The 20,288-nt window shown below is 63.4% G+C and carries 18 protein-coding genes; 12 read left to right on the top strand and 6 right to left on the bottom strand.

From position 1 onward, the window contains the following. Nucleotides 1-55: 55 nt before the first annotated feature. The 4 genes from G502_RS19510 to G502_RS0109515 all read left to right on the top strand — a co-directional run bounded on the left by G502_RS19510 (nucleotide 56) and on the right by G502_RS0109515 (nucleotide 4,171). A complete protein-coding gene (locus tag G502_RS19510; RefSeq protein WP_437123811.1) occupies nucleotides 56-334 on the top strand; it encodes an ArsR/SmtB family transcription factor in 279 nt (92 codons plus the stop codon). 48 nt (nucleotides 335-382) lie between these two features. Then, nucleotides 383-1,489 (top strand): ACR3 family arsenite efflux transporter, encoded by a 1,107-nt coding sequence (gene arsB, locus G502_RS19505; protein WP_022728442.1) that lies wholly within the window; start codon nucleotides 383-385, stop codon nucleotides 1,487-1,489. A gap of 479 nt (nucleotides 1,490-1,968) precedes the next feature. Then, complete coding sequence (locus G502_RS0109520) at nucleotides 1,969-3,579, top strand: BCCT family transporter (protein WP_022728441.1); 1,611 nt, start codon at nucleotides 1,969-1,971, stop codon at nucleotides 3,577-3,579. A gap of 106 nt (nucleotides 3,580-3,685) precedes the next feature. Further along, on the top strand, nucleotides 3,686-4,171 hold the full coding sequence (locus tag G502_RS0109515; protein ID WP_022728440.1) for a cupin domain-containing protein: 486 nt from the start codon (nucleotides 3,686-3,688) through the stop codon (nucleotides 4,169-4,171). 28 nt (nucleotides 4,172-4,199) lie between these two features. Here the strand turns inward: G502_RS0109515 and G502_RS0109510 are convergent, their stop codons facing one another. After that, nucleotides 4,200-4,958 (bottom strand): SDR family NAD(P)-dependent oxidoreductase, encoded by a 759-nt coding sequence (locus tag G502_RS0109510; RefSeq protein ID WP_022728439.1) that lies wholly within the window; start codon nucleotides 4,956-4,958, stop codon nucleotides 4,200-4,202. A gap of 354 nt (nucleotides 4,959-5,312) precedes the next feature. On the opposite strand from G502_RS0109510, the gene G502_RS0109505 reads away from it, so the two are divergent. Continuing rightward, a complete protein-coding gene (locus tag G502_RS0109505; RefSeq protein ID WP_022728438.1) occupies nucleotides 5,313-6,047 on the top strand; it encodes a Bax inhibitor-1/YccA family protein in 735 nt (244 codons plus the stop codon). 116 nt (nucleotides 6,048-6,163) lie between these two features. On the opposite strand, the gene pssA is transcribed toward G502_RS0109505, so the two are convergent. From pssA to ubiE, 4 genes are read right to left on the bottom strand one after another with little or no spacing between them, the layout of a single operon-like run. Continuing rightward, on the bottom strand, nucleotides 6,164-7,000 hold the full coding sequence (gene pssA, locus G502_RS0109500; RefSeq protein ID WP_022728437.1) for a CDP-diacylglycerol--serine O-phosphatidyltransferase: 837 nt from the start codon (nucleotides 6,998-7,000) through the stop codon (nucleotides 6,164-6,166). Next, nucleotides 7,000-7,722, bottom strand: coding sequence for a phosphatidylserine decarboxylase (locus G502_RS0109495; RefSeq protein ID WP_022728436.1), 723 nt, complete (start codon nucleotides 7,720-7,722; stop codon nucleotides 7,000-7,002). Before G502_RS0109495 ends, pssA begins: the two co-directional genes overlap by 1 nt. 39 nt (nucleotides 7,723-7,761) lie before the next feature. Further along, nucleotides 7,762-9,372 carry a 2-polyprenylphenol 6-hydroxylase gene (ubiB, locus tag G502_RS0109490; protein WP_022728435.1) on the bottom strand — a complete coding sequence of 537 codons (1,611 nt, stop codon included), beginning with the start codon at nucleotides 9,370-9,372 and terminating at the stop codon, nucleotides 7,762-7,764. Between the two features lie 14 nt (nucleotides 9,373-9,386). After that, complete coding sequence (ubiE, locus tag G502_RS0109485) at nucleotides 9,387-10,157, bottom strand: bifunctional demethylmenaquinone methyltransferase/2-methoxy-6-polyprenyl-1,4-benzoquinol methylase UbiE (RefSeq protein WP_026989284.1); 771 nt, start codon at nucleotides 10,155-10,157, stop codon at nucleotides 9,387-9,389. Nucleotides 10,158-10,234: 77 nt separating this feature from the next. Here ubiE and mutM point away from each other — a divergent pair, with 77 nt between their 5' ends. The 4 genes from mutM (at nucleotide 10,235) to dnaA (ending at nucleotide 14,441) form a co-directional block, all read left to right on the top strand. After that, on the top strand, nucleotides 10,235-11,074 hold the full coding sequence (gene mutM / locus G502_RS0109480; RefSeq protein WP_022728433.1) for a bifunctional DNA-formamidopyrimidine glycosylase/DNA-(apurinic or apyrimidinic site) lyase: 840 nt from the start codon (nucleotides 10,235-10,237) through the stop codon (nucleotides 11,072-11,074). A gap of 93 nt (nucleotides 11,075-11,167) precedes the next feature. Further along, complete coding sequence (locus G502_RS0109475; protein WP_022728432.1) at nucleotides 11,168-11,959, top strand: enoyl-CoA hydratase; 792 nt, start codon at nucleotides 11,168-11,170, stop codon at nucleotides 11,957-11,959. Between the two features lie 114 nt (nucleotides 11,960-12,073). Further along, nucleotides 12,074-12,337, top strand: coding sequence for a 30S ribosomal protein S20 (gene rpsT / locus G502_RS0109470; RefSeq protein ID WP_022728431.1), 264 nt, complete (start codon nucleotides 12,074-12,076; stop codon nucleotides 12,335-12,337). A gap of 562 nt (nucleotides 12,338-12,899) precedes the next feature. Next, nucleotides 12,900-14,441, top strand: a complete 1,542-nt coding sequence (dnaA, locus tag G502_RS0109460) for a chromosomal replication initiator protein DnaA (RefSeq protein ID WP_022728429.1) — start codon at nucleotides 12,900-12,902, stop codon at nucleotides 14,439-14,441. Nucleotides 14,442-14,486: 45 nt separating this feature from the next. Here the strand turns inward: dnaA and G502_RS0109455 are convergent, their stop codons facing one another. Then, complete coding sequence (locus G502_RS0109455) at nucleotides 14,487-14,957, bottom strand: GFA family protein (protein ID WP_022728428.1); 471 nt, start codon at nucleotides 14,955-14,957, stop codon at nucleotides 14,487-14,489. Between the two features lie 243 nt (nucleotides 14,958-15,200). Here G502_RS0109455 and dnaN point away from each other — a divergent pair, with 243 nt between their 5' ends. From dnaN to gyrB, 3 genes are all read left to right on the top strand, one after another. After that, the gene (gene dnaN, locus G502_RS0109450) at nucleotides 15,201-16,319 is read left to right on the top strand and encodes a DNA polymerase III subunit beta (protein ID WP_022728427.1); all 1,119 of its coding nucleotides are present in this window, start codon (nucleotides 15,201-15,203) and stop codon (nucleotides 16,317-16,319) included. Between the two features lie 103 nt (nucleotides 16,320-16,422). After that, nucleotides 16,423-17,682, top strand: a complete 1,260-nt coding sequence (recF, locus tag G502_RS0109445) for a DNA replication/repair protein RecF (RefSeq protein ID WP_022728426.1) — start codon at nucleotides 16,423-16,425, stop codon at nucleotides 17,680-17,682. 40 nt (nucleotides 17,683-17,722) lie between these two features. After that, the gene (gene gyrB, locus G502_RS0109440; protein ID WP_022728425.1) at nucleotides 17,723-20,197 is read left to right on the top strand and encodes a DNA topoisomerase (ATP-hydrolyzing) subunit B; all 2,475 of its coding nucleotides are present in this window, start codon (nucleotides 17,723-17,725) and stop codon (nucleotides 20,195-20,197) included. The last annotated feature ends 91 nt before the right edge of the window (nucleotides 20,198-20,288 follow it).

Here is a 20,288-nt window from a genome sequence, read left to right as displayed (position 1 = left end):
CAGCTCGGATACGGACGAGGAGGTGGCGAGCCTCGCCAAGGCATTGGCCCATCCGGTGCGCATCCGCATCGTGCGGCTGCTGCTGGACAAGCAATCCTGCATCGGTGGCGATATTGTCGCCGAGGTCGGGCTGGCACAGTCCACGGTTTCCGAGCACCTGCGTATCCTGAAAAGCGCCGGCGTGATTGTCGGGGAGATCGAACGCCCCCGGGTTTGCTATTCCCTGGACCCAAGCCGCCTGTTGCCTCTGGCCAGCCTGCTGGAGCGGATCTTCGAGCAGGACAGCCGGGGTGAACTGGCTGGTCCGGATTGTTACCACCCACCGGAAGCCTGACATTCGCTTCACCAAGATACTCACGGACAAGCCAGGAAAGCCATTTTCATGTCGCGATTCGAACGATACCTCTCTCTTTGGGTTGCGCTCTGCATCGTGACCGGAATTGTTCTGGGCAGCCTTCTGCCGGGGGTTTTCGGCTTCCTGGCCGGCCTCGAGTATGGTTCCGTCAACTTCCTGGTGGCCATCCTGATCTGGTTCATGGTCTATCCCATGATGGTGGCTGTGGATTTTTCCAGCCTGAAGCGGGTCCATGAGCGGCCGAAGGGCCTGATCATCACGCTCGCAGTCAACTGGCTGATCAAGCCCTTCACCATGGCGGCGCTTGGCGTCCTGTTCTTCGAGTATCTCTTTTCGGGGCTGATCGACCCGGCCAATTCCGGGCAGTATATTGCGGGCTTGATCCTGCTGGGGGCAGCGCCCTGTACGGCCATGGTCTTCGTCTGGTCCCAACTGACGCGCGGCGATCCCAACTACACCCTGGTCCAGGTTTCGCTGAACGACGTGATCATGGTCTTTGCCTTTGCGCCGATCGTGGCCCTGCTGCTGGGTGTGACCGACCTGTCCGTACCCTGGGAAACGCTGCTGCTGTCGGTGCTGCTCTATGTCGTCATTCCCCTGATCGCCGGTGCGCTGACCCGGCGGAAGCTGACGCAAAGGGCAGGCGACGGCCCCCAGGGCGAAGCCGAAGTGACGCAATTCACCAGCCGTGTGAAACCCCTGTCAGTGCTGGGACTGCTGGCAACCGTTGTGCTGCTGTTTGGTTTCCAGGGGCCGGTCATCCTCGACCAGCCGCTGCTGATCGCCTTGATTGCTGTGCCTCTGCTGATCCAATCCTATGGGATCTTCGCCTTGGCTTATACGGCTGCTTGGCTGTGGCGCGTGCCCTTCAACGTGGCGGCCCCCTGCGCCCTGATCGGGACCTCGAATTTCTTCGAGCTGGCCGTGGCCGTGGCCATTGGCCTGTTCGGGCTCAATTCGGGTGCAGCGCTGGTGACCGTGGTCGGTGTGCTGGTCGAGGTGCCGGTGATGCTTTCGTTGGTGGCCTTTGCCAATCGCACACGCGGCTGGTTTCCCCAGGATGAAACCGGCGCTCCGGCCCCGGGGGAGCAGCCAGCCAGCCTTCATGCCAGCAAGGCAGATACCCTGAAATAGCTGGGCAGGGGGCGCTAGTCGCGGATTGCGCTCATATTGCAGCAGTACGTCCGTTGGTTCTGTGGCGTGCCTCCTGGTCTGGTCGCGGCCTGTCTCCTCTTGTTCTCCGTCGAGCCAGGAATTCCGAGACGCTGGGCATCGCTGGGTGTATCCAGACTCGATCCGTAGTCATTGTCTTCAGTCGGCAGAATTGAGCCCCGGCTCTGATTTCTGAAACTTGAGGCTATCTAACGGCCTTATGACAATTATTGGCTCTGGGTTATGGAAGGTTCAAAGATTGATTGCAATAAAGCGATGCAACAATGCATGCTGGCAGCATCGTGTAACCTTAGTGCAAGAATAGCTGCCCAGTTTGCTTTTGGCTGGGCTGGATCGGGCCAAGGAACGAGAGGACCGTATCGTCGCGCGAAGAAGATAGTACGCGGCGGATAAAGCAGATTTCAGGCCTGAAGCATAACCAAGAACAGGGGAATGCTGAAATGGACGAACTCGCTAAACGTCTCGGTCTGCGCACCGAGCCAACCATCTTCTTCACATCTGCCGCTGCCATGATCGTCTTCCTGTTGGCCCTGGTCATCATGCCGGAGTCCATTCGGGACGCTTTCACAGCAGGCCGCGAGTGGATTGTCACCAACCTGGGCTGGTTTTTCATCTTCGGGGTGAATGTCTGGCTGTTCTTCCTGCTGTGGGTGGCGATCAGCCGCTACGGCAACATACGTCTGGGTGGAGAGGACGCCAGGCCGGCGTACGGGAACCTGTCCTGGTTCACGATGCTTTTCGCCGGTGGCATCGGCACCGTCCTGATGTTCTGGGGTGTGGCCGAGCCGGTCTTCCACTTCTCCAACCCACCCCAGCCCGATGTGGAGCCGCATTCCGTGGACGCCGCAAGGGACGCCATAGGCTTCTCGCTCTATCATCTGGGGCTGCATACCTGGACCATATTCACGCTGCCGGGCCTGGCTTTCGCCTACTTCATCTACCGCTATAACCTGCCGGTTCGGGTGAGTTCCGTGTTCTATCCCCTGCTGCACGACAGGATCTATGGCCCCATCGGCAAGACCATCGATGTCTTTGCCGTCCTGGGCACCCTGTTCGGTGTTGCCGTGTCGATCGGACTTGGGACGTCCCAGATCAATGCCGGGCTGACGGAACTGATTGGTGTGTCCGACAGTGTGACGACCAAGGTCATCATCATCGCCGTCCTGACCATCGTTGCCGTCAGTTCGATCGTCGCCGGGCTCGACAGCGGCGTGAAACTGCTGTCGAACATCAACATTGGCATGGCAACGGGGCTCATGCTTTTCGTGCTCGTGGCCGGTTCGACGGTGTTCCTGCTGAGGGGGGTCGTGGAGACGCTGGGGATCTACATCTCCAACATTGTGCCCATGGCCTTCTGGAACGATACGCTCGCCCAGTACACGCAGGAGGATGGTCGCTGGGGCTGGCAGGGCAGTTGGACCGTCTTCTACTGGACCTGGACCGTCACCTGGTCGCCCTTCATCGGCATCTTCGTCGCCCGCATCTCCAAGGGACGCCAGATCCGGGAATTCGTCCTGGGCGTGCTCTTTGCGCCCTCGCTCTTTACCCTGGTCTGGTTTGCGATCTTCGGCTGGTCGGCCATGGAGATCGATGGTATCGGCTCGACAGCCCGTGAAGCCATGGGCGATCAGGCCGGACAGCTATCGGCGGCCGTTGCCGAAAGCGTGCCACTGGCCATGTTCGCCTTCTTCGAGCATTTCCCGGCGACAACCCTGATCCAGGGCCTGGCCATCGTCATCGTGGCCATTTTCTTCGCCACCTCTTCGGATTCGGCCTCCCTGGTCGTCGATATGCTCTGTACCGGGGATGCCGATTCTGGACCGGTGCGCCAGCGGGTGTTCTGGGGTGTGGCCGAAGGCGCGGTCGCAGCGATGCTGATCGTGCTGGCGGGTTCGGTCGGACTGGAGGCCTTGCAGCAGGTCATTACGGTCATCGGCCTTCCCATCTTCGTGTTGGTCTTCGCCATGATCTTTGCCCTGGCGCGCGGGCTGATGAGCGAGGATGTATCGCATGTGAAAGTCGGCGCACCCCCGGACGTCGAAAAGCTGTAGCGGGGCTTCGTGTGTCGAGAACACCCTTGCGGGTGATCTCGACACACCCCGACCGCTCTGTTTGCATGGCCGGATAACCAGCGAAACCGGGAAAGGAGGCAAGGCCATGAACGAACCAACGCGCGCGGCGCCGGTGGCCTTCAGAGCCCAGGAGGCCGAGAAGCGCAGCAAACCCTCCAACTATCCCGAACCCTTCTTCAGTCGCATGGCGAAGCGTGAAAAGCGGCCACTGGGCACGCGTTTCGGGCTGAGCAGTTTCGGTGTGAACCTCACCCGACTGGCACCTGGTGGGGAATCGGCCCTGCTGCACCGTCACAGCCGACAGGACGAGTTCGTCTATATCCTGGAAGGCGCGCCGACGCTGATTACCGAGGAGGCGGAGGTCCCATTGTCGCCAGGCATGTGTGCGGGTTTTCCCGCTGGCGGTCAGGCTCATCACCTGGTCAATCGTACGGACCAGGATGCCGTCTTCCTGGAGGTTGGGGATCGCAGCAGCGGTGACGCGGTCAGCTATCCCCAGGACGACCTGCAGGCGGTCCTTGGGACGGACGGGGCCTGGCAATTCACGCACAAGGATGGCCAGCCCTATTGAGCCCTGGGCTTGTCCCCAGCCGTGTCGTTCAGTGTGAGAAGTAGTGCATGCCCCCGTCCACGGGTATGACCGCCCCGGTAATGTACCAGGCCAGCGGTGAGGCCAGGAAGGCCGTCATGTAACCCATGTCCTCAGGCTCGCCAAAGGTGCCGGCCGGTATGTTGCGAGCGATGAACTCCTGGCGGCTTTCCTCGGTGGGGTGCAGCCGGTCCCGGATCTGGGCGCTGTTGATGCGCCCGGGCGCCACGCAGTTCACGGTCACGCCTTTGGCGGCCACATCGCAGGACAATCCCTTGGCCCAGACATGCAGCGCCGCCTTGGCGGCACTTGCCGCATTCAGGCTGCGCGGTTCCATGGTACCGCTGATATTGATGATGCGTCCCCATTGCCGCTTGCGCATGTCGGGCAGCAGGGCCTGTGTCAGTCGGCGGGCGGACGAGAAGTTCAACTCGAAGGCTTCCTCCCAGAAGGTGTCGTCGGCCTGCGTGTCGGTGGGCCGCGAGCTGCCGGCGGTGTTCACCAGGATATCTATGCCGTCCAGGGCGTTCTTCGCCTTTTCGGCTAGGTCTTTCACGGCCTGTGCTTCGGTGATGTCTGCCGTGACAAGGGTCGGTTTCTCCTGCCCGGCGGACACGATCTCCTGGGCCACGCCTTCCAGACGATCCCGATTGGTGGCGGTCATGACGAGGTGCGCGCCCTCTTGGGCCAGAACCTTGGCGATTCCCGCACCAATACCGGAGCTTGCACCTGTAACCAGGGCACGTTTGCCGTTCAATCTCAGATCCATCTCGAGTCCATCCCGTTTTCTTGCTTTGGTGCAGGAAACTATCCCGCCCATGAAGGGTCTTGTCACGGCACACCTGTTTGCGACCCCGCACCTTTGCGAAGCAGGATAGGAGAGGTTGCGAATCCGATCGTTCGAGGACAGCAACAACCTGCGCATCGGCTTTCGCTTCTGAGCGGTTGGGGGTTGAAGTCATATTTTCCCGGCAGAGGCGGGGAATTATGATGAAATTGGGGCAAGTTTGCGCGATCCCTGCACTTTTTGCAGGGCTTACGCTTCCGGATTCGATTGATTTGCATGAAAGAATGCCTCATATCTATTGCAGTCGAACACAGCATTTCGAAAGAGAGGAGTGAGATGGCCCTCGGTCCAGATCGCAATTATATGACCGGCGCGCAGAGCCGGGCGCAAACGGCGGAACAGATTGATGCCGGCCTGCGCCAGTACATGCTGCGCGTCTACAACTACATGTCACTGGGGATCGCCTTCACGGGCGCGATCGCGATGATCGTCGCCATGAACCCGGCCCTGGTTCAGGCCGTGGCATCCTCGTTCTGGCTGTTCTTCATCGGCATCTTGGGTCTCGGCTTCTTTGCGCCGAAGATCATGATGTCCAAGTCCATCGGGGCGGCCCAGGCCTGTTTCTGGGTTTATGCCGCGCTCTGGGGTGCCTTGCTGGGCCCGATGATGGCGGCCTATGCAGCCATTGACCCGATGATGATCGCGCGCGCCTTCTTCATCACGGCCGGTGCCTTCGCGGGGCTAAGCCTCTATGGCTATACCACGAAGCGCAATCTCGGCCCGATCGGCGCGTTCCTGGCGATGGCCACCATCGGCCTGCTGATCGCCCTGCTGGCCAATGCCTTCTTCTTCCAGAGCGGCATGTTCCAGCTTGGCCTGTCGGTCCTGGTGGTCCTGGTCTTCGCCGGCCTGACCGCCTACGAAACCCAGATGATCAAGAACATGTACCAGGAGAACGATGGTGCCGACATCACCATGCGCAAGGCCATTTTCGGAGCCTTCATGCTCTATGGCTCCTTCGTGACCCTGTTCATCTACATCCTCAGCATTCTGGGGATCATGCGCGAATAGCCGCATGGGAACAGCATGAGACGAAAAGGCCCGGATGTTCGCATCCGGGCCTTTTTCGTGAAGCCCTCTTTGCAGACTGATTGAGCTGGGGGTGGCGCTGCAGAGCCGTTAGTCGATCACTTGTGCTTGTGTAGCGGGACCGCGCCTTCGGCAGCAGGCTGTTGCGAGGGCTCGGTACTCTCTTCCTCGGCCAGCGCCACCTTGGCTTCCAGGCGCTTGAAGGACCTGTAAGACAGCGGAATGCTGGCGAGATAGACGACGCTGCCCAGCGTTATGGTCCACCAGGGACGCTCGGCCAGACCGGCGGTGATCAGTCCGACCGCAGCCAGCAGCGGCAGGACGTAGCGGTTGGGGATGCGTTGGCTGCGTACGGCGAAGGTCGGGATGCGCGTGACCATAAGGATACCGATCAGGGCCATCCAGCCGGATACGAACAGCGGATCTCCCGCCAGGTCGTTGCCGATCTCGCGGCTGATCACGAGCGGCAGCAGCACCACTATGGCGCCAGCCGGCGAGGGGATACCGGTGAAGTAGTTGTAGGCATAGCTGGGTTTGTCCTGGTCCGTGTTGTAGCGGGCGAGGCGCAGGGCGACGCAGACAACATAGAACAGGGCCACGACCCAGGCCGCACTGCCCGGACCGTCCAGGGACCAGAAATAGAGGATCATGGCCGGCGCCACGCCGAAGGCGATGACGTCCGACAGGGAGTCCAGTTCGGCGCCGAAATCGCTGGTGGCCCGCAGCAGGCGGGCCATGCGGCCGTCCAGGCCGTCCAGGATGGCGGCCACCAGGATGGCGACGATGGCGGCGTTCCAGCTTCCCTCGTAGGCGAAGCGCACGGCCGTCAGGCCCGAGGAGAGCGCCGCCACGGTCAGGGCATTGGGGACAAGCCGTCCCAGCGATGCGCTCTGGGGGCGGCGCTGTTTGCGGCGGTTCCTGCGGCGATTCAGCATCAAGTACTCTCTCCGGAACGCCCTTCCCGGGCTTCCTGGCTGTAGCTTTCGGGCATCAGGTCGGCCAGGACGCTTTCGCCGGCGATCATGCGCTGTCCCGGACTGACCAGAGGGCCCACGCCCTCGGGCAGGTAGACATCCAGGCGGCTGCCGAAACGGATCATGCCGAAGCGTTCACCCTGGTTCAGGCTATGCCCTTCGCGCAGGTCGCACAAGATGCGCCGTGCGACCAGTCCGGCAATCTGAACCACGACAATGTCGCGTCCGTCCGGCAGTTCGATGCACAGCGCATTGCGTTCGTTCTCGTCACTGGCCTTGTCCAGCGACGCATTGAGGAAACGCCCCTTGTGATAGGCCAGGTGGCGCAGGCGGCCGCTGACAGGATTGCGGTTCACATGCACGTCGAAGACATTCATGAAGATGCTGATGCGTGTGCGCGCTGCCTCGCCCAGACCCAGTTCCGGCGGCGGAGCCGCCTGGACATGGGGCAGCACGATGCCGTCGGCGGGCGAGATCACCAGTCCTGCGCGCTGGGGTGTCACACGTGGCGGGTCACGGAAGAAATAGATGCACCAGGCGGTCAGTAGCCCCCCGGGGATCAGCAGCGGGGCCCACAGCAGTCCCAGCAGCAGGGTGGCGGCGGCAAAACCGGCTATGAAGGGATAGCCCGCCGAATGGATGGGCACCAGGACCGGTTTCAGGATGTCGCGGGGGGATGTCACGTCAGCCCTCTCGATCTGTTGGGCGGTTCATTCAATGGCTCAATCAATCAGCAGGGCCGCCAGCGCCAGCAGCAGCGCCAGGCTGCCAATTGGCAGGGCCCAACCCATGCGGCGGCGGCCGGCCATGCGTTCCGCCGTGTCGCTGTGCAGGCGCAGGCCGTTGTCCGACAGGTCGTGGAGCGTCCGCTCCATGGACAGCAGCGTGTCGGGCAGGCGTTCCAGTGCACCGGCCACGGCCTCGCCGGAATGCTTCAGACGGGCTTTCACCCCGCGGTTTTCCTGCATCCAGCGCACGATCAGCGGTTCGGCCAAGAGCCAGATGTTCAGGGCCGGGTCCAGCCGGCGGCTGACACCCTCGGCCATCAGCATGTTCTTCTGCAGCAGGACCAGCTGTGGCTGGACCGACAGGTTGAAGGTCTCGGTCAGCTTGAAGAGTTGGCCCAGCAGGCGGGCGAAGGAGATGCGGTTGAGCGGACGTCCGAAGATCGGCTCGCAGACGGCGCGCAGGGCCTGGGCGTAGGTGTCCACCGCCTGGTCGGAGGGCAGGTAGCCGGCTTCCATCTGCACCTCGGCCAGGCGTCGGTAATCGCGTGCCAGCGTGGCCAGCAGCATGTCGGCCAGGAAATAGCGGGTCCTGCGGTCCAGGCGTCCCATGATGCCGAAGTCCACCGCGGCAATGGTGCCGCGTTCGGTGACGAACATGTTGCCCGGATGCTGGTCGCCGTGGAAGAAGCCGTCGCGGAAGACCTGGTTGAAAAAGATGGCCGAGGCCTTGCGCAGGACTTCGGTCAGGTCGTGTCCCGCTTCGATCAGGGCCTGCCGGTCGTCCAGCCGGATACCGGTCAGACGAGTCTGGGTCAGTACGCGCTGGGCCGTGCGTTCCCAGTCTATCTCCGGAACCTCGTAGTCGGGATCGTCGGCGAAGTTGTCGGCCAGTTCCGACGCCGCGGCGGCCTCCATGCGGAAGTCCATCTCCAGGCGCACGGTGTTCTCGAACAGCTCCACCACCGCCACGGGGCGGAAGCGCCTGAGTGCCGGCTGGCTGCGCTCGATCATGCGGGCGATCAGGTAGAACAGCCGCAAGTCGCGATCGAAGGCACGCTCGATACCAGGGCGCAGGATCTTCACGGCCACCTCGCGCGCCGCGACTTCAGGTGCCTGTGTCTCCGCCTCGTCGAAGCTGTAAGCCTCGCTTTGCGCGGCGGAGATCTCCTCGTCGCTGGGCCGCGTGGTTGCGAAGTGGACCTGTGCGATCGAGGCGGCGGACACCGGGGTGCGATTGAACTCCTCGAACAGCTCTTCCAGTGGCTGGCCAAGTTCGCTTTCGATCAGGCGGCGCGCCTCCTCGAACGAGAAGGGAGGCAGGCGATCCTGGAGCTCGGCCAGGTCGCCGGCCACGTCCTCACCCACCAGGTCGGCGCGGGTGGCCAGGAACTGCCCCAGTTTGATGAAGCTGGGGCCCAGCTCGCCCAGTGCTCGGGTCAGCTTCTGGCCGTTCCGTCCCTCGGCCTCGCGCCGGCTGAAGCGCCTCAGGGGTTTGATGAGGGCTGGGTAGAGTCCCATGGCATCCGCCACGGCCAGCGCGTCATGGCGCATCAGGACCCGCAGGATATGCAGGAGCCGGAAAGGGAAGGACAGCAACGTGCGCATGAAACCCTTTGTCCTTACAGGCGCCAGGCTGAATGCAGGGCGGCGATCCCGCCCGAGAGGTTGCGGTAGCGAACCTGCTCCAGGCCGTTGGCCGCAATGCGCTGGACCAGATCCTCCTGGGCGGGGAAGCGGCGTATGGACTCCACCAGGTACTGGTAGGAGTCGCGATCTCCCGCCACCATTCCCCCAAGCGCCGGCAGCAGCCGGAAGGAGTAGAGGTCGTAGAGCCGGTCCAGCAGCGGCAGCACCACATGGCTGAACTCCAGGCAGAGGAAGCGCCCGCCGGGTTTCAGCACGCGCCGTGCTTCGGCCAGGGCCTTGTCCATGCGGGTGACATTCCTCAGACCGAAGGCGATGGTATAGGCATCCACGGAGCGGTCCGCCAGGGGTAGGGTCTCGGCATTGCCGCAGATCCAGTCGAGGCCGTGCAGGCGCCCCTGGTCGATGGCGCGGTCGCGGCCCACCGACAGCATGTCCCAGGTCAGGTCACAGACGTGGACCGTGCCCGCTTCGCCGATGCGATCCTGGACCCGGAAGGCGATATCCCCCGTGCCGCCGGCCACATCCAGGACCTGCCAGCCTGGCCGCGGGCGCAACCAGTCGACCATGGCCGCCTTCCACAGACGATGGATGCCCCCCGACATAAGGTCGTTCATCAGGTCGTAGTTGTCGGCCACGTTGCGGAAGACCCCATGAACCAGGGGTGTCTTCTCGCTTTCGCTGACGCTGCGGAACCCGAAATGGGTCTGGTTCGCAGACGGTGTTTCGGAGGATCTTGATGACATGCTGCGGAACATAGCCTTTGTGGTCCTTTTAGGCTACGGTGAGAATTGAACTTTCTGTACATGCAATCCGAGGATCGATGCCCGAGCTTCCCGAGGTGGAAACGGTTCGTCGGGGCCTGCTGAACGCATTGGAAGGCCATCGTCTCGTGCGAGTCATCCAGCGCCGGCCGGACCTGCGTTTTCCGTTTCCCGAGAATTTCGCCGCGCGCCTTGAGGGCCGTACTGTCGAACGGCTGGAGCGGCGCGCCAAGTACCTTCTGGCCCATACCGACGGGGACGAGGTTTTGCTGTGCCATCTGGGCATGTCGGGGCGCATGACCCTGGTCGCCGATCTTGATCTGCCCTTTGCGCCGCACGACCACGTGATCCTCGAGACCGAGACCGGCCTGCAGCTGCGTTTCAACGATGCCCGGCGCTTCGGGATCATGGACCTGGTGCCGGCGGGGGCGCTGGAATCCCATCGGCTGCTGGCCGGCCTGGGGCCTGAGCCGCTGGGTAACAGTTTCAATGGTCCGGCCCTGGCGGCCGCCTTGAAGGGGCGGCGCACACCCATCAAGGCGGCCCTGCTGGACCAGAAGGTGGTGGCCGGCCTGGGCAACATCTATGTCTCCGAGGCCCTCTATGAGGCCGGCATATCGCCCCGTCGCCAGGCCTACAGCGTCCAGGGCCAGCGTGCCGAACGCCTGGCCCGGGCGGTGCGTGCTGTGCTGGAACGGGCCATCCTGGCCGGCGGCAGTTCGCTGCGTGACTATGTCCAGGCCAGTGGCGAGCTGGGTTACTTCCAGCACCAGTGGGGCGTCTATGGCCGGGACGGACAGGCCTGCCGTAAGTGCGCGGAAAGCGGGCAGGGCGCACTTGTCCGCCGGATCGTGCAAGCGGGGCGCTCGACTTTCTACTGTCCGCGGCATCAGCGCTAGACCCATGCTTCGTGCCTTGACAGGAGCGGGCCGTATGGCCTCAATCCCGCAACGCAACATGAAGCCACACTCTTTCAAGCAAGGGAGATAGGCATGCCCGCCTCCGCAACCACGTACGAGAACATCCAGGTCGAAACCGATGGTGCCGTGGGCATCATCCGCCTGAACCGGCCCAAGGCCTACAACGCCCTGAATTCCGCCATGGTCGAGGAGGTGGGCCGGGCACTCCTGGCCTTCGAGGCGGATGACAGCGTGGGCTGCATGATCCTGACCGGCTCCGAGAAGGCCTTCGCCGCCGGCGCCGACATCAAGGAGATGGCGGAGAAGTCCTTTGCCGATGTGCAGCGCGAGGATTTCATCACCGACGACTGGGAAGTCATCACCCGTTGCCGCAAGCCGGTGATCGCGGCCGTGGCCGGTTTCGCGCTGGGCGGCGGCTGCGAGTTCGCCCTGATGTGCGACATGATCATTGCCGCCGACACGGCCCAGTTCGGCCAGCCGGAAGTGCAGATCGGCGTGATTCCCGGTGCCGGCGGCACCCAGCGTCTGACCCGCTCGGTGGGCAAGTCCCTGGCCATGTACATGTGTCTGACGGGCGACAAGATCGATGCGCAGACCGCGCTGCAGGCCGGTCTGGTGGCAAAGGTCGTGCCGGCCGATGACCTGATGGAGGAAACCCTGAAGGTGGCGCGGAAGATCGCCGGCCTGTCCCAGCCTGTCGTGGCCACCGCCAAGGAGGCCGTCAATGTCGCCTATGAAACCACCCTCAGCGAGGGGGTGCGTTTCGAGCGCCGGGCTTTCCACAGCACCTTCGCCCTGGAGGATCGCAGCGAGGGCATGGATGCCTTCACCGAGAAACGCAAGCCGGACTGGAAGAACCGGTAAAGCGGCGCAGTAGTCTGGGAATTTCGTCAGGCTTTTTCTCGCCTTGACGCTCACTGGAGAGGCGTCTATAACCGCGACCTCTCAAGGCACACTCTAGCAGAGACGGGTCCATTCATGGCCAATCACAAGTCCGCTCTCAAGCGGATCCGCAGAAATACACGCCGCGCCCAGATCAACGGGGACCGCATGAGCCGCATCCGCACCTACATCAAGCGTGTGGAAACGGCGATTCATAGCGGTGACAAGCAGGCTGCCGCAGATGCCTTCAAGCAGGCGCAGCCCGAGATTCATCGGGGCGTGACCAAGGGCGTCATTCACCGCAACGCGGCGGCGCGCAAGATTTCCCGCCTGTCTTCGCGTATCAAGCGGATCGACTAAAGCCGCACGGCTGCGCCCTTCGGGGCGCCCTGCAGGAAAAGAGGTGCCCGCAATCTTGCGGGCACTTTTTTGCATGCCTGCTATTCGTGTGTCGCAGGACTGGCTCTTGCGACTGCTGATGGTGCAGATCATACCCAAAATTTTTTTCGCGACTCGGTTACAGGATTCTTTCGGGAATATGACAGCCTTGTCCCCTGCTCCTGAGAGATCGTCTCAGCCGATGGAGAATGTTCTGCAAACGGTCTCGTTGCCTCCCTTCACGTCCATCTGTAGAGTGTCCAATCCATTCACGGGGCACTCAGTAAAGACGGTGCTCCAGAAACTAAATATCAATGTCATGGTAATGAAACTTGGGAGTTCTTTTTGAATCCTAAGTATTGACTTTGATTTTGTTAAGTAAAGTATATCAAAGCCAAACCATCTATGCGCAAGCTGTCCAGGTAGGGGGCGGGAAAGATTTTCGTCAGGTGCCGTAGTAGCGTGTTTGGAGCCTGGTTTTTAAGTTTTGGGGGCGACTGGTCGAAATGACAGTTACGTGGCCGCAGGGAGAAACGAGGTGCAGATGAGCGCAGGTCTGGAGGCGAAGCAGGGGACCCAACGGCTTCAGGAGGAAGCCGTTACAGGCGAAACCGGGCTTGCAGCTGACGATTATTCCGAACAGTGGGCACGCGTGCGCGGGCGCCTTCGGTCCGATGTGGGTGAGGCGGCTTTCAAGAGCTGGTTGAAGCCCCTGACGCTGGTCAGCCTCAAGGACGGCGTGGTGCGCATGTCCGTGCCTTCGCGCTTCATGCGCGATTGGGTCAACAGCAACTATGCCGACCGCCTGCGCGGCCTGTGGATGGAGGAATTCGCCCAGGTTCGTCATGTGGAGATCGTGGTCCAGCCGCCGGCCCGGCCCGAAGCGCCGGAAAAGGCACCGCGTCCTGCGAGCGAGAGTGAAGAGACCTCTTCAGGCGCCAATGGCGCAGGTTCGGATTCGGCGGTGGCCGAGTCCGCAGCGGGGTCCGCCAATGCGGGCGCACAGTCTTCCGAGACTACCCTGCATTCTTCGACCGACGACGAGGCCGAGCGCTGCCGTGACATCTCGGCGCCGCTGGACCCGCGCTTTACCTTCGACAACTTCGTGGTCGGCAAGCCGAACGAACTGGCCTATGCCGCCGCCCAGCGCGTGGCCGAGGCCGATGGCGTGCCCTTCAACCCGCTGTTCCTCTATGGCGGCGTCGGCCTGGGCAAGACCCACCTGATGCATGCGATTGCCTGGCATATCCGCACACGCGCCCCGTCGAAACGCGTGATCTACCTGTCGGCCGAGAAGTTCATGTACCAGTTCGTGCGCGCCCTGCGCACCAAGGACACCATGGCCTTCAAGGAGCAGTTCCGCTCTGTGGACGTGCTGATGATCGACGACGTCCAGTTCATCGGCGGGCGCGAGGCCACGCAGGAGGAATTCTTCCACACCTTCAACACCCTGGTGGACAACAACCGCCAGCTGATCATCTCGGCCGACAAATCGCCGTCGGACCTGGAGGGTGTCGAGGAGCGCATGCGCTCGCGCCTGGGCTGGGGCCTGGTGGCCGACATCCACCCCACCACCTACGAACTGCGCCTGGGCATTCTGCAATCCAAGGCCGAGCAGTTGAACGCGCCCATTCCGCCAAAGGTCCTGGAGTTCCTGGCGCACAAGATCTCGTCCAACGTACGCGAGCTGGAAGGCGCCCTGAACCGCATTGCCGCCCATGCCACCCTGGTGGGGCGGCCGGTCACGCTGGAAACCACCCAGGAACTGCTGCAGGACCTGCTGCGTGCCAGCGATCGGAGGGTCACCATCGAGGAAATCCAGAAGCGCGTGGCCGAGCATTACAATGTGCGCGTGTCCGACATGTCGTCGGCCCGCCGCGCCCGGGCCGTGGCCCGGCCGCGCCAGGTGGCCATGTACCTGGCAAAGCAGATGACGGCCCGTTCGCTGCCCGAGATCGGGCGCAAGTTCGGCGGGCGCGACCACACCACCGTCATGCATGCCGTGCGCAAGGTCGAGGAGCTGAAGGCCACGGACAACGGCTTTGCCGAGGACGTGGACATGCTGCGCCGCATGCTGGAAGGCTGACGGCCCGCACAGGCCACGCCCTCTTTTAAAACCACGTCCTTTGTTTCAGCGCACCAGCCCCAGGCGTTCGTGCCAGGCGGCCAGGCTTTCCTCGGGATAGCCTTCGAAGCACTTGTCATTCTCCCGCACGTCGGGTTCGACCCAGGAGGCCTTGCTGTCGAGCAGCAGGTGCACGCGCTCCGGCGGCACCGGCAGTTCCGTATCGATGGCCGAGGCAAAGGGATGAACCAGTTCCGGCCACTGCGGGTCGTAGACCCAGAGCGTGCTGGCGCAGGTGCCGCAGAAGTGGCGCTCGCCCGGGCTTTCTTGCCCATCGATGCGGGCATGGTAGATGCGTTTGTGCGCGCTGCCCTGGACCTGCAGCGTCTCGGCTAGAGCCCCGATGTTGATGGTATAGCCACCGCCTCCAGCCGTCTTGCGGCAGATCGAGCAATAGCAGCGCTGGTAGGGATAGGGGTGTGGCGACTCCACCTGGAAGGTGACGGAACCGCAGTGACAGGAGCCTTCGAGGTGCATGCTGTTTCTCCCGTTTTGCATGATCTGTTTCACCCTGGACTTGGGAGCGTGCCAAGCAGGGTGCCAATGAACAATAAGACAGGGAAATTCCTTACGGAATCGGTCATCTGTGTTATAGTGCGACCGCATGAGAAGGGGGTCTTTGCACCCTTTTCAGAGATTCTTAACGCAAACGGGCGCCGAGCCAGGTCCTTCCCGGGTGCTTTGTCCGTATTTCCAATGGTTTAGTCATTCAGAGACGCTATGAAGCTGACAATTGAACGCGCAGCCCTCCTTCGCTCGCTGGCCCACGTGCAGTCTGTCGTCGAGCGGCGGAACACCATACCGATCCTCTCCAACGTCCTGATGGAAGCACAGGAGGGCCGCCTGGGCCTGACGGCCACGGACATGGATCTGACCATCGTCGAGCACACGGCCGCCAGCATAGAGGAAGCCGGCGCCACCACGGTCTCGGCCCACACGCTCTATGACATTGTGCGCAAGCTGCCCGACGGTAGCGAGGTCGAGTTGAGCGTGGCCGGCGACGGTGGGCAATTGCGCCTGCGTGCCGGGCGCTCCAACTTCACGTTGTCGACCCTGCCGCGCGAGGACTTTCCGGCCGTCGGACCGACGGACCTGCCCAACGTCTTCACGCTCCAGGGCGGCGAGGCCAAGAGCCTGATCGACCGCACGCGCTTTGCCATCTCCACCGAAGAGACGCGCTATTACCTGAACGGTATCTATGTCCATGCCGCCAGCAGCGGCGACCTTCAGGTCCTGCGCGCCGTGGCCACTGACGGCCATCGTTTGGCCCGCTTCGAGATGCCGCTGCCCGAAGGGGCCTCCGGCATGCCGGGCGTGATCGTGCCGCGCAAGACGGTGAACGAGCTGCGCAAGCTGATTGACGAAGTCGACGACGGTATCGAGGTTGCGCTGTCGGATACCCGCGTGCGCTTCACCTTCGGCAATACCACGCTGACCTCGAAGCTGATTGACGGGACCTTCCCGGATTACGAGCGCGTGATCCCCAGCGGCAATGACAAGACCATGTCGGTGGACTGCAAGGTCTTCGCCTCGGCCGTGGACCGCGTGTCCACCATCTCCACGGAGAAGAGTCGCGCGGTGAAGATGTCCCTGGGGGACGGTTCACTGACGCTGTCGGCCACCAGTCCCGAGGCCGGCAGTGCCGAGGAGGAAGTGGTCATCCAGTATGACGGCCCGCCCATCGAGATCGGCTTCAACTCCAAGTATCTGCTGGACATCGCCCACCAGATCGAGGGCGAGGGCGCCGAGTTCATGCTCGCCGATTCCTCCTCTCCGACGATCGTGCGGGATGTGGCCGACACCAGCGCGCTCTACGTGCTGATGCCGATGCGGGTCTGAGGCATGACACCGGTTCCAGCTATGGCCCCGGTTCTGGCCCCGGTTCTGGCCCCGGTTCTGGCTATGGCGGCGGCGCAACAGCGTCCGTAACGGCTCTTGGATAATGGGAAACCCGGCAATTCACAGTCAGAGCGAACGGCCCGAACGGACAGGCCCCCAACGGACAGGCCCCGGGCAGACAGGCACTGGGCAGACAGGGCAGGGGGCGGCAGGCAGCCAGGCGCTCTGGCTGGAGCGCCTGACGGTTATCGGCTTTCGCAATTTCGCGCAGAGCGAGTTGCGCTGTGATGCGCGTCCTGTGGTCCTGCTGGGAGCAAACGGCAGTGGCAAGACCAACCTGCTGGAAGCCATCTCTCTGCTGGCCCCCGGGCGTGGTCTGCGCCGGGCCCGTCTGGGCGACCTGACGCGCCGGCAGCCGGGCAACAGTCCCGCGCATGACGGGGCCTGGGCCGTGTCGGCGCGGGTCAACACACCGCAGGGGCCACGCGATCTGGGTACCGGGCTGGACCCGGCGAACGAAACGGGACGCGAGCGCCGGTTGCTGAAGCTGGACGGCGAATTCGTCTCCAGCCAGCAGGCGCTGGGCGAGGTCGTCTCGGCCGTCTGGGTGGCGCCGCACATGGACCGGATCTTCCAGGAGTCGCCTTCTTCGCGGCGGCGTTTCCTGGATCGCCTGGTCTATGGGTTCGACCCGGCCCATGCCGGCCGGATCGCGGCCTATGAACATGCCATGCGCGAGCGCGCCCGTCTGCTGCGCGCGCAGCAGGGCGATCCGAACTGGCTTGGCGGGCTGGAGCGCACCATGGCGGAGAAGGCCGTGGCCATTGCCGCGGCGCGCCGTTCGCTGGTCTCGCGGTTGGCGGCGGCCTGCAAGGAAACACACGGGGCCTTTCCGGCCGTGGGCCTGGCGTTGGTGGGCGACGCCGAGAGCTGGATGGATGAATCGCCGGCCGTTCAGGTCGAGGAACGCCTGCTGCAGCGCCTGGCGGACTGCCGCGCGCAGGATGCCGAGACCGGTGGGGCCGCTTGCGGGGCCCATCGAAGTGACTTGGCGGCCAGCGACCTGGAGCGTGACATGCCGGCGGCTTTCTGCTCGACGGGCGAACAGAAGGCGCTTCTGCTCTCGCTGGTCATGGCCCACACGCGGCTGCTGGCGCTGGAACGCGGCGCCGGGCCGTTGCTGCTGCTGGACGAGGTGGCGGCACACCTGGATGCGGGTCTGCGCGCGGCCTTGTACGACAGCATCCTGGACCTGGGGGTCCAGGCCTGGATGAGCGGCACGGACAGTGCCCTCTTTTCGGCACTGGGCCAGGAGGCCCAGCGCTTTCATCTGCGCGAGGGTCTCGTGTTGCGCGAGGCATGAGTCGCGGAGTTATTTCATCAGAGGCAAAGAAGACTTGATCATGGCCACATCCGATGTGAACGAAACCCCCGAGGCCGCCGATCCCAATGGCGATCCCGCCGCCGATCCGAATGGCGACTACGGCGCAGAATCCATCAAGGTTCTGCGCGGACTGGAAGCCGTGCGCAAGCGGCCGGGGATGTACATCGGCGATACCGATGACGGCTCCGGCCTGCATCACATGGTCTACGAGGTGGTGGACAACGCCATCGACGAGGCCCTGGCCGGCTATTGCGACCTGGTGCTGGTGCAGCTGAATGGTGACGGCTCGGTGACGGTCAACGACAACGGCCGTGGCGTGCCGGTGGACATCCACGCCGAGGAAGGCATTTCGGCGGCCGAGGTCATCATGACCCAGCTGCATGCCGGCGGGAAGTTCGACCAGAACTCCTACAAGGTCTCCGGCGGCCTGCACGGTGTCGGCGTTTCGGTGGTGAACGCGCTCAGCGAATGGCTGGAGCTGCGCATCTGGCGCGACGACAAGGAACACTACGTGCGCTTCGAGCACGGCGAGACGGTGGAGCCGCTGACGGTCGTCGGGCCGGCCAACGGCAAGCGCGGAACCCAGATCGACTTCCTGCCCTCGACCCAGACCTTCACCCAGACGGAATACGACTTCGGCGCCCTGGAGCATCGCCTGCGCGAGCTGGCCTTCCTGAACTCGGGTGTGCACATCAAGCTGGTGGACAAGCGCCACCCCGAACCGGTCGAGGTGGACCTGCACTATGACGGCGGGGTCGAGGCCTTTGTCCACTACCTGGACCGCAATCGGCATTCCCTGCTGGAAAAGCCGATCCACATGAGCGTGGAGCGCGAGGCGATCACCGTCGAGCTGGCGATGCAGTGGAACGACAGCTATCACGAAACCACTCTGTGCTTCACCAACAACATCCCCCAGCGTGACGGCGGCACCCACATGGCCGGCCTGCGCGCCGGCTTGACCCGCCAGATCAATGCCTATGCCAACGAGTCGGGCATACTGAAGAAGGAGAAGGTCAGCCTGACCGGCGACGACGCGCGCGAGGGGCTGACCTGCGTGCTGTCGGTGAAGGTGCCCGACCCCAAGTTCTCCAGCCAGACCAAGGACAAGCTGGTCTCGTCCGAAGTGCGTCCGGTGGTCGAGTCCGTGGTCAACGACAAGCTACAGCAGTTCTTCGAGGAGCATCCCAACGAGGCCAAGAAGATCGTCACCAAGGTGGTCGAGGCCGCCTCCGCCCGCGAGGCGGCGCGCAAGGCGCGCGAGCTGACGCGGCGCAAGGGCGTGCTGGACGTGGCCTCGCTGCCCGGCAAGCTGGCCGACTGCCAGGAGCGGGACCCCACCAAGTCCGAACTGTTCATCGTCGAGGGCGATTCCGCCGGTGGTTCGGCCAAGCAGGGCCGCGACCGCAAATTCCAGGCGATCCTGCCCCTGCGCGGCAAGATCCTGAACGTGGAGCGCGCACGCTTCGACAAGATGCTGGGCAGCCAGGAGATCGGCACCCTGATCACAGCCCTGGGCACCGGCATCGGGCCGGAGGAGTTCAACCTGGACAAGCTGCGCTATCACAAGATCGTCATCATGACTGACGCCGACGTGGACGGCAGCCATATCCGAACGCTGTTGCTGACCTTCTTCTTCCGCCAGATGCGCGAACTGGTGGACGGAGGTCACCTCTATATCGCCCAGCCGCCACTCTTTCGCGCCAAGCGCGGGGAGTCCATGACCTACCTGAAGGGCGACCGCGAGATGGAGGAGTACCTGATCCAGAACGCTCTCAATCATACGGCTCTGGTCCTGGCCGACGGCACACAGCTGGCCAGCGAGGACCTGGCTCGCCTGGTGCGCCGCGCGGTCAAGGCGCGTCACCAGATCGAGACCATGGTCTACAAGGTGGGCTCCTATGAAGTGATCGAGCAGGCGGCTATTGCCGGTGCACTCGACCCCGAGATCCTGGACGACGAGGACAAGGCCAACGAGATCGCCGCCACCGTCGCCGAGCGCCTGGACACCCTGGCGCCCGAACACGAGCGCGGCTGGACCGGCGAGAGCGACCGCTTCGGCGGCCTGGTCTTCACCCGTGTGCTGCGCGGCGTGCCGGAAAAGCGCCACCTGGACGCGACCCTGGTGGCCTCCAGCGAAGGGCGGCAGCTGAAGGGCATGCGCGAGGAGCTGTGGGAGGTCTACAAGACCCCCGGCGTGCTGACCGGCAAGGACCAGGAGCAGAAGGTCTATGGCCCGGTTTCCCTGGCCGACGCCGTTCTGGCCTGGGGCAAGAAGGGCGTTTCCGTGGCCCGCTACAAGGGCCTGGGCGAGATGAACCCGAACCAGCTTTGGGAAACCACGCTGGACCCCGAGGTGCGCTCGCTGCTGAAGGTGAAGGTGGCGCACGCCGAGGATGCCGGCCTGATCTTCGAGACGCTGATGGGGGACGAGGTGGAGCCGCGCCGCGACTTCATCCAGACCAATGCCCTGCAGGTCGCCAACCTGGACATCTGAGGCCGCACGGGCTCGGATCGAAGTACGCAAGGGCACAGCCGGACAGCGGATTGCCACGAAGTTGCCTTAAGGCCTTTCTGGCCTTGCCCGG

The organism is Fodinicurvata sediminis DSM 21159, from assembly GCF_000420625.1.
In the GTDB taxonomy this organism is placed as follows: Bacteria; Pseudomonadota; Alphaproteobacteria; order Kiloniellales; family DSM-21159; genus Fodinicurvata; species Fodinicurvata sediminis.
The sequence above is the reverse complement of the archived record's forward strand: the minus strand, read 5'-3'. Positions and strand labels throughout refer to the sequence as shown.

Excerpts from the sequence above, each read along its gene's own strand:
- ubiE (WP_026989284.1), bottom strand. The coding sequence starts at position 10,157 with ATGTCATCAAGATCCTCCGAAACACCGTCTGCGAACCAGACCCATTTC.
- mutM (WP_022728433.1), top strand. The coding sequence starts at position 10,235 with ATGCCCGAGCTTCCCGAGGTGGAAACGGTTCGTCGGGGCCTGCTGAAC.
- ubiB (WP_022728435.1), bottom strand. The coding sequence starts at position 9,372 with ATGCGCACGTTGCTGTCCTTCCCTTTCCGGCTCCTGCATATCCTGCGG.
- gyrB (WP_022728425.1), top strand. The coding sequence starts at position 17,723 with ATGGCCACATCCGATGTGAACGAAACCCCCGAGGCCGCCGATCCCAAT.
- G502_RS0109510 (WP_022728439.1), bottom strand. The coding sequence starts at position 4,958 with ATGGATCTGAGATTGAACGGCAAACGTGCCCTGGTTACAGGTGCAAGC.
- dnaN (WP_022728427.1), top strand. The coding sequence starts at position 15,201 with ATGAAGCTGACAATTGAACGCGCAGCCCTCCTTCGCTCGCTGGCCCAC.
- arsB (WP_022728442.1), top strand. The coding sequence starts at position 383 with ATGTCGCGATTCGAACGATACCTCTCTCTTTGGGTTGCGCTCTGCATC.
- G502_RS0109475 (WP_022728432.1), top strand. The coding sequence starts at position 11,168 with ATGCCCGCCTCCGCAACCACGTACGAGAACATCCAGGTCGAAACCGAT.
- G502_RS0109515 (WP_022728440.1), top strand. The coding sequence starts at position 3,686 with ATGAACGAACCAACGCGCGCGGCGCCGGTGGCCTTCAGAGCCCAGGAG.
- G502_RS0109520 (WP_022728441.1), top strand. The coding sequence starts at position 1,969 with ATGGACGAACTCGCTAAACGTCTCGGTCTGCGCACCGAGCCAACCATC.
- rpsT (WP_022728431.1), top strand. The coding sequence starts at position 12,074 with ATGGCCAATCACAAGTCCGCTCTCAAGCGGATCCGCAGAAATACACGC.
- pssA (WP_022728437.1), bottom strand. The coding sequence starts at position 7,000 with ATGCTGAATCGCCGCAGGAACCGCCGCAAACAGCGCCGCCCCCAGAGC.
- dnaA (WP_022728429.1), top strand. The coding sequence starts at position 12,900 with ATGAGCGCAGGTCTGGAGGCGAAGCAGGGGACCCAACGGCTTCAGGAG.
- recF (WP_022728426.1), top strand. The coding sequence starts at position 16,423 with ATGGGAAACCCGGCAATTCACAGTCAGAGCGAACGGCCCGAACGGACA.
- G502_RS0109455 (WP_022728428.1), bottom strand. The coding sequence starts at position 14,957 with ATGCACCTCGAAGGCTCCTGTCACTGCGGTTCCGTCACCTTCCAGGTG.
- G502_RS0109505 (WP_022728438.1), top strand. The coding sequence starts at position 5,313 with ATGGCCCTCGGTCCAGATCGCAATTATATGACCGGCGCGCAGAGCCGG.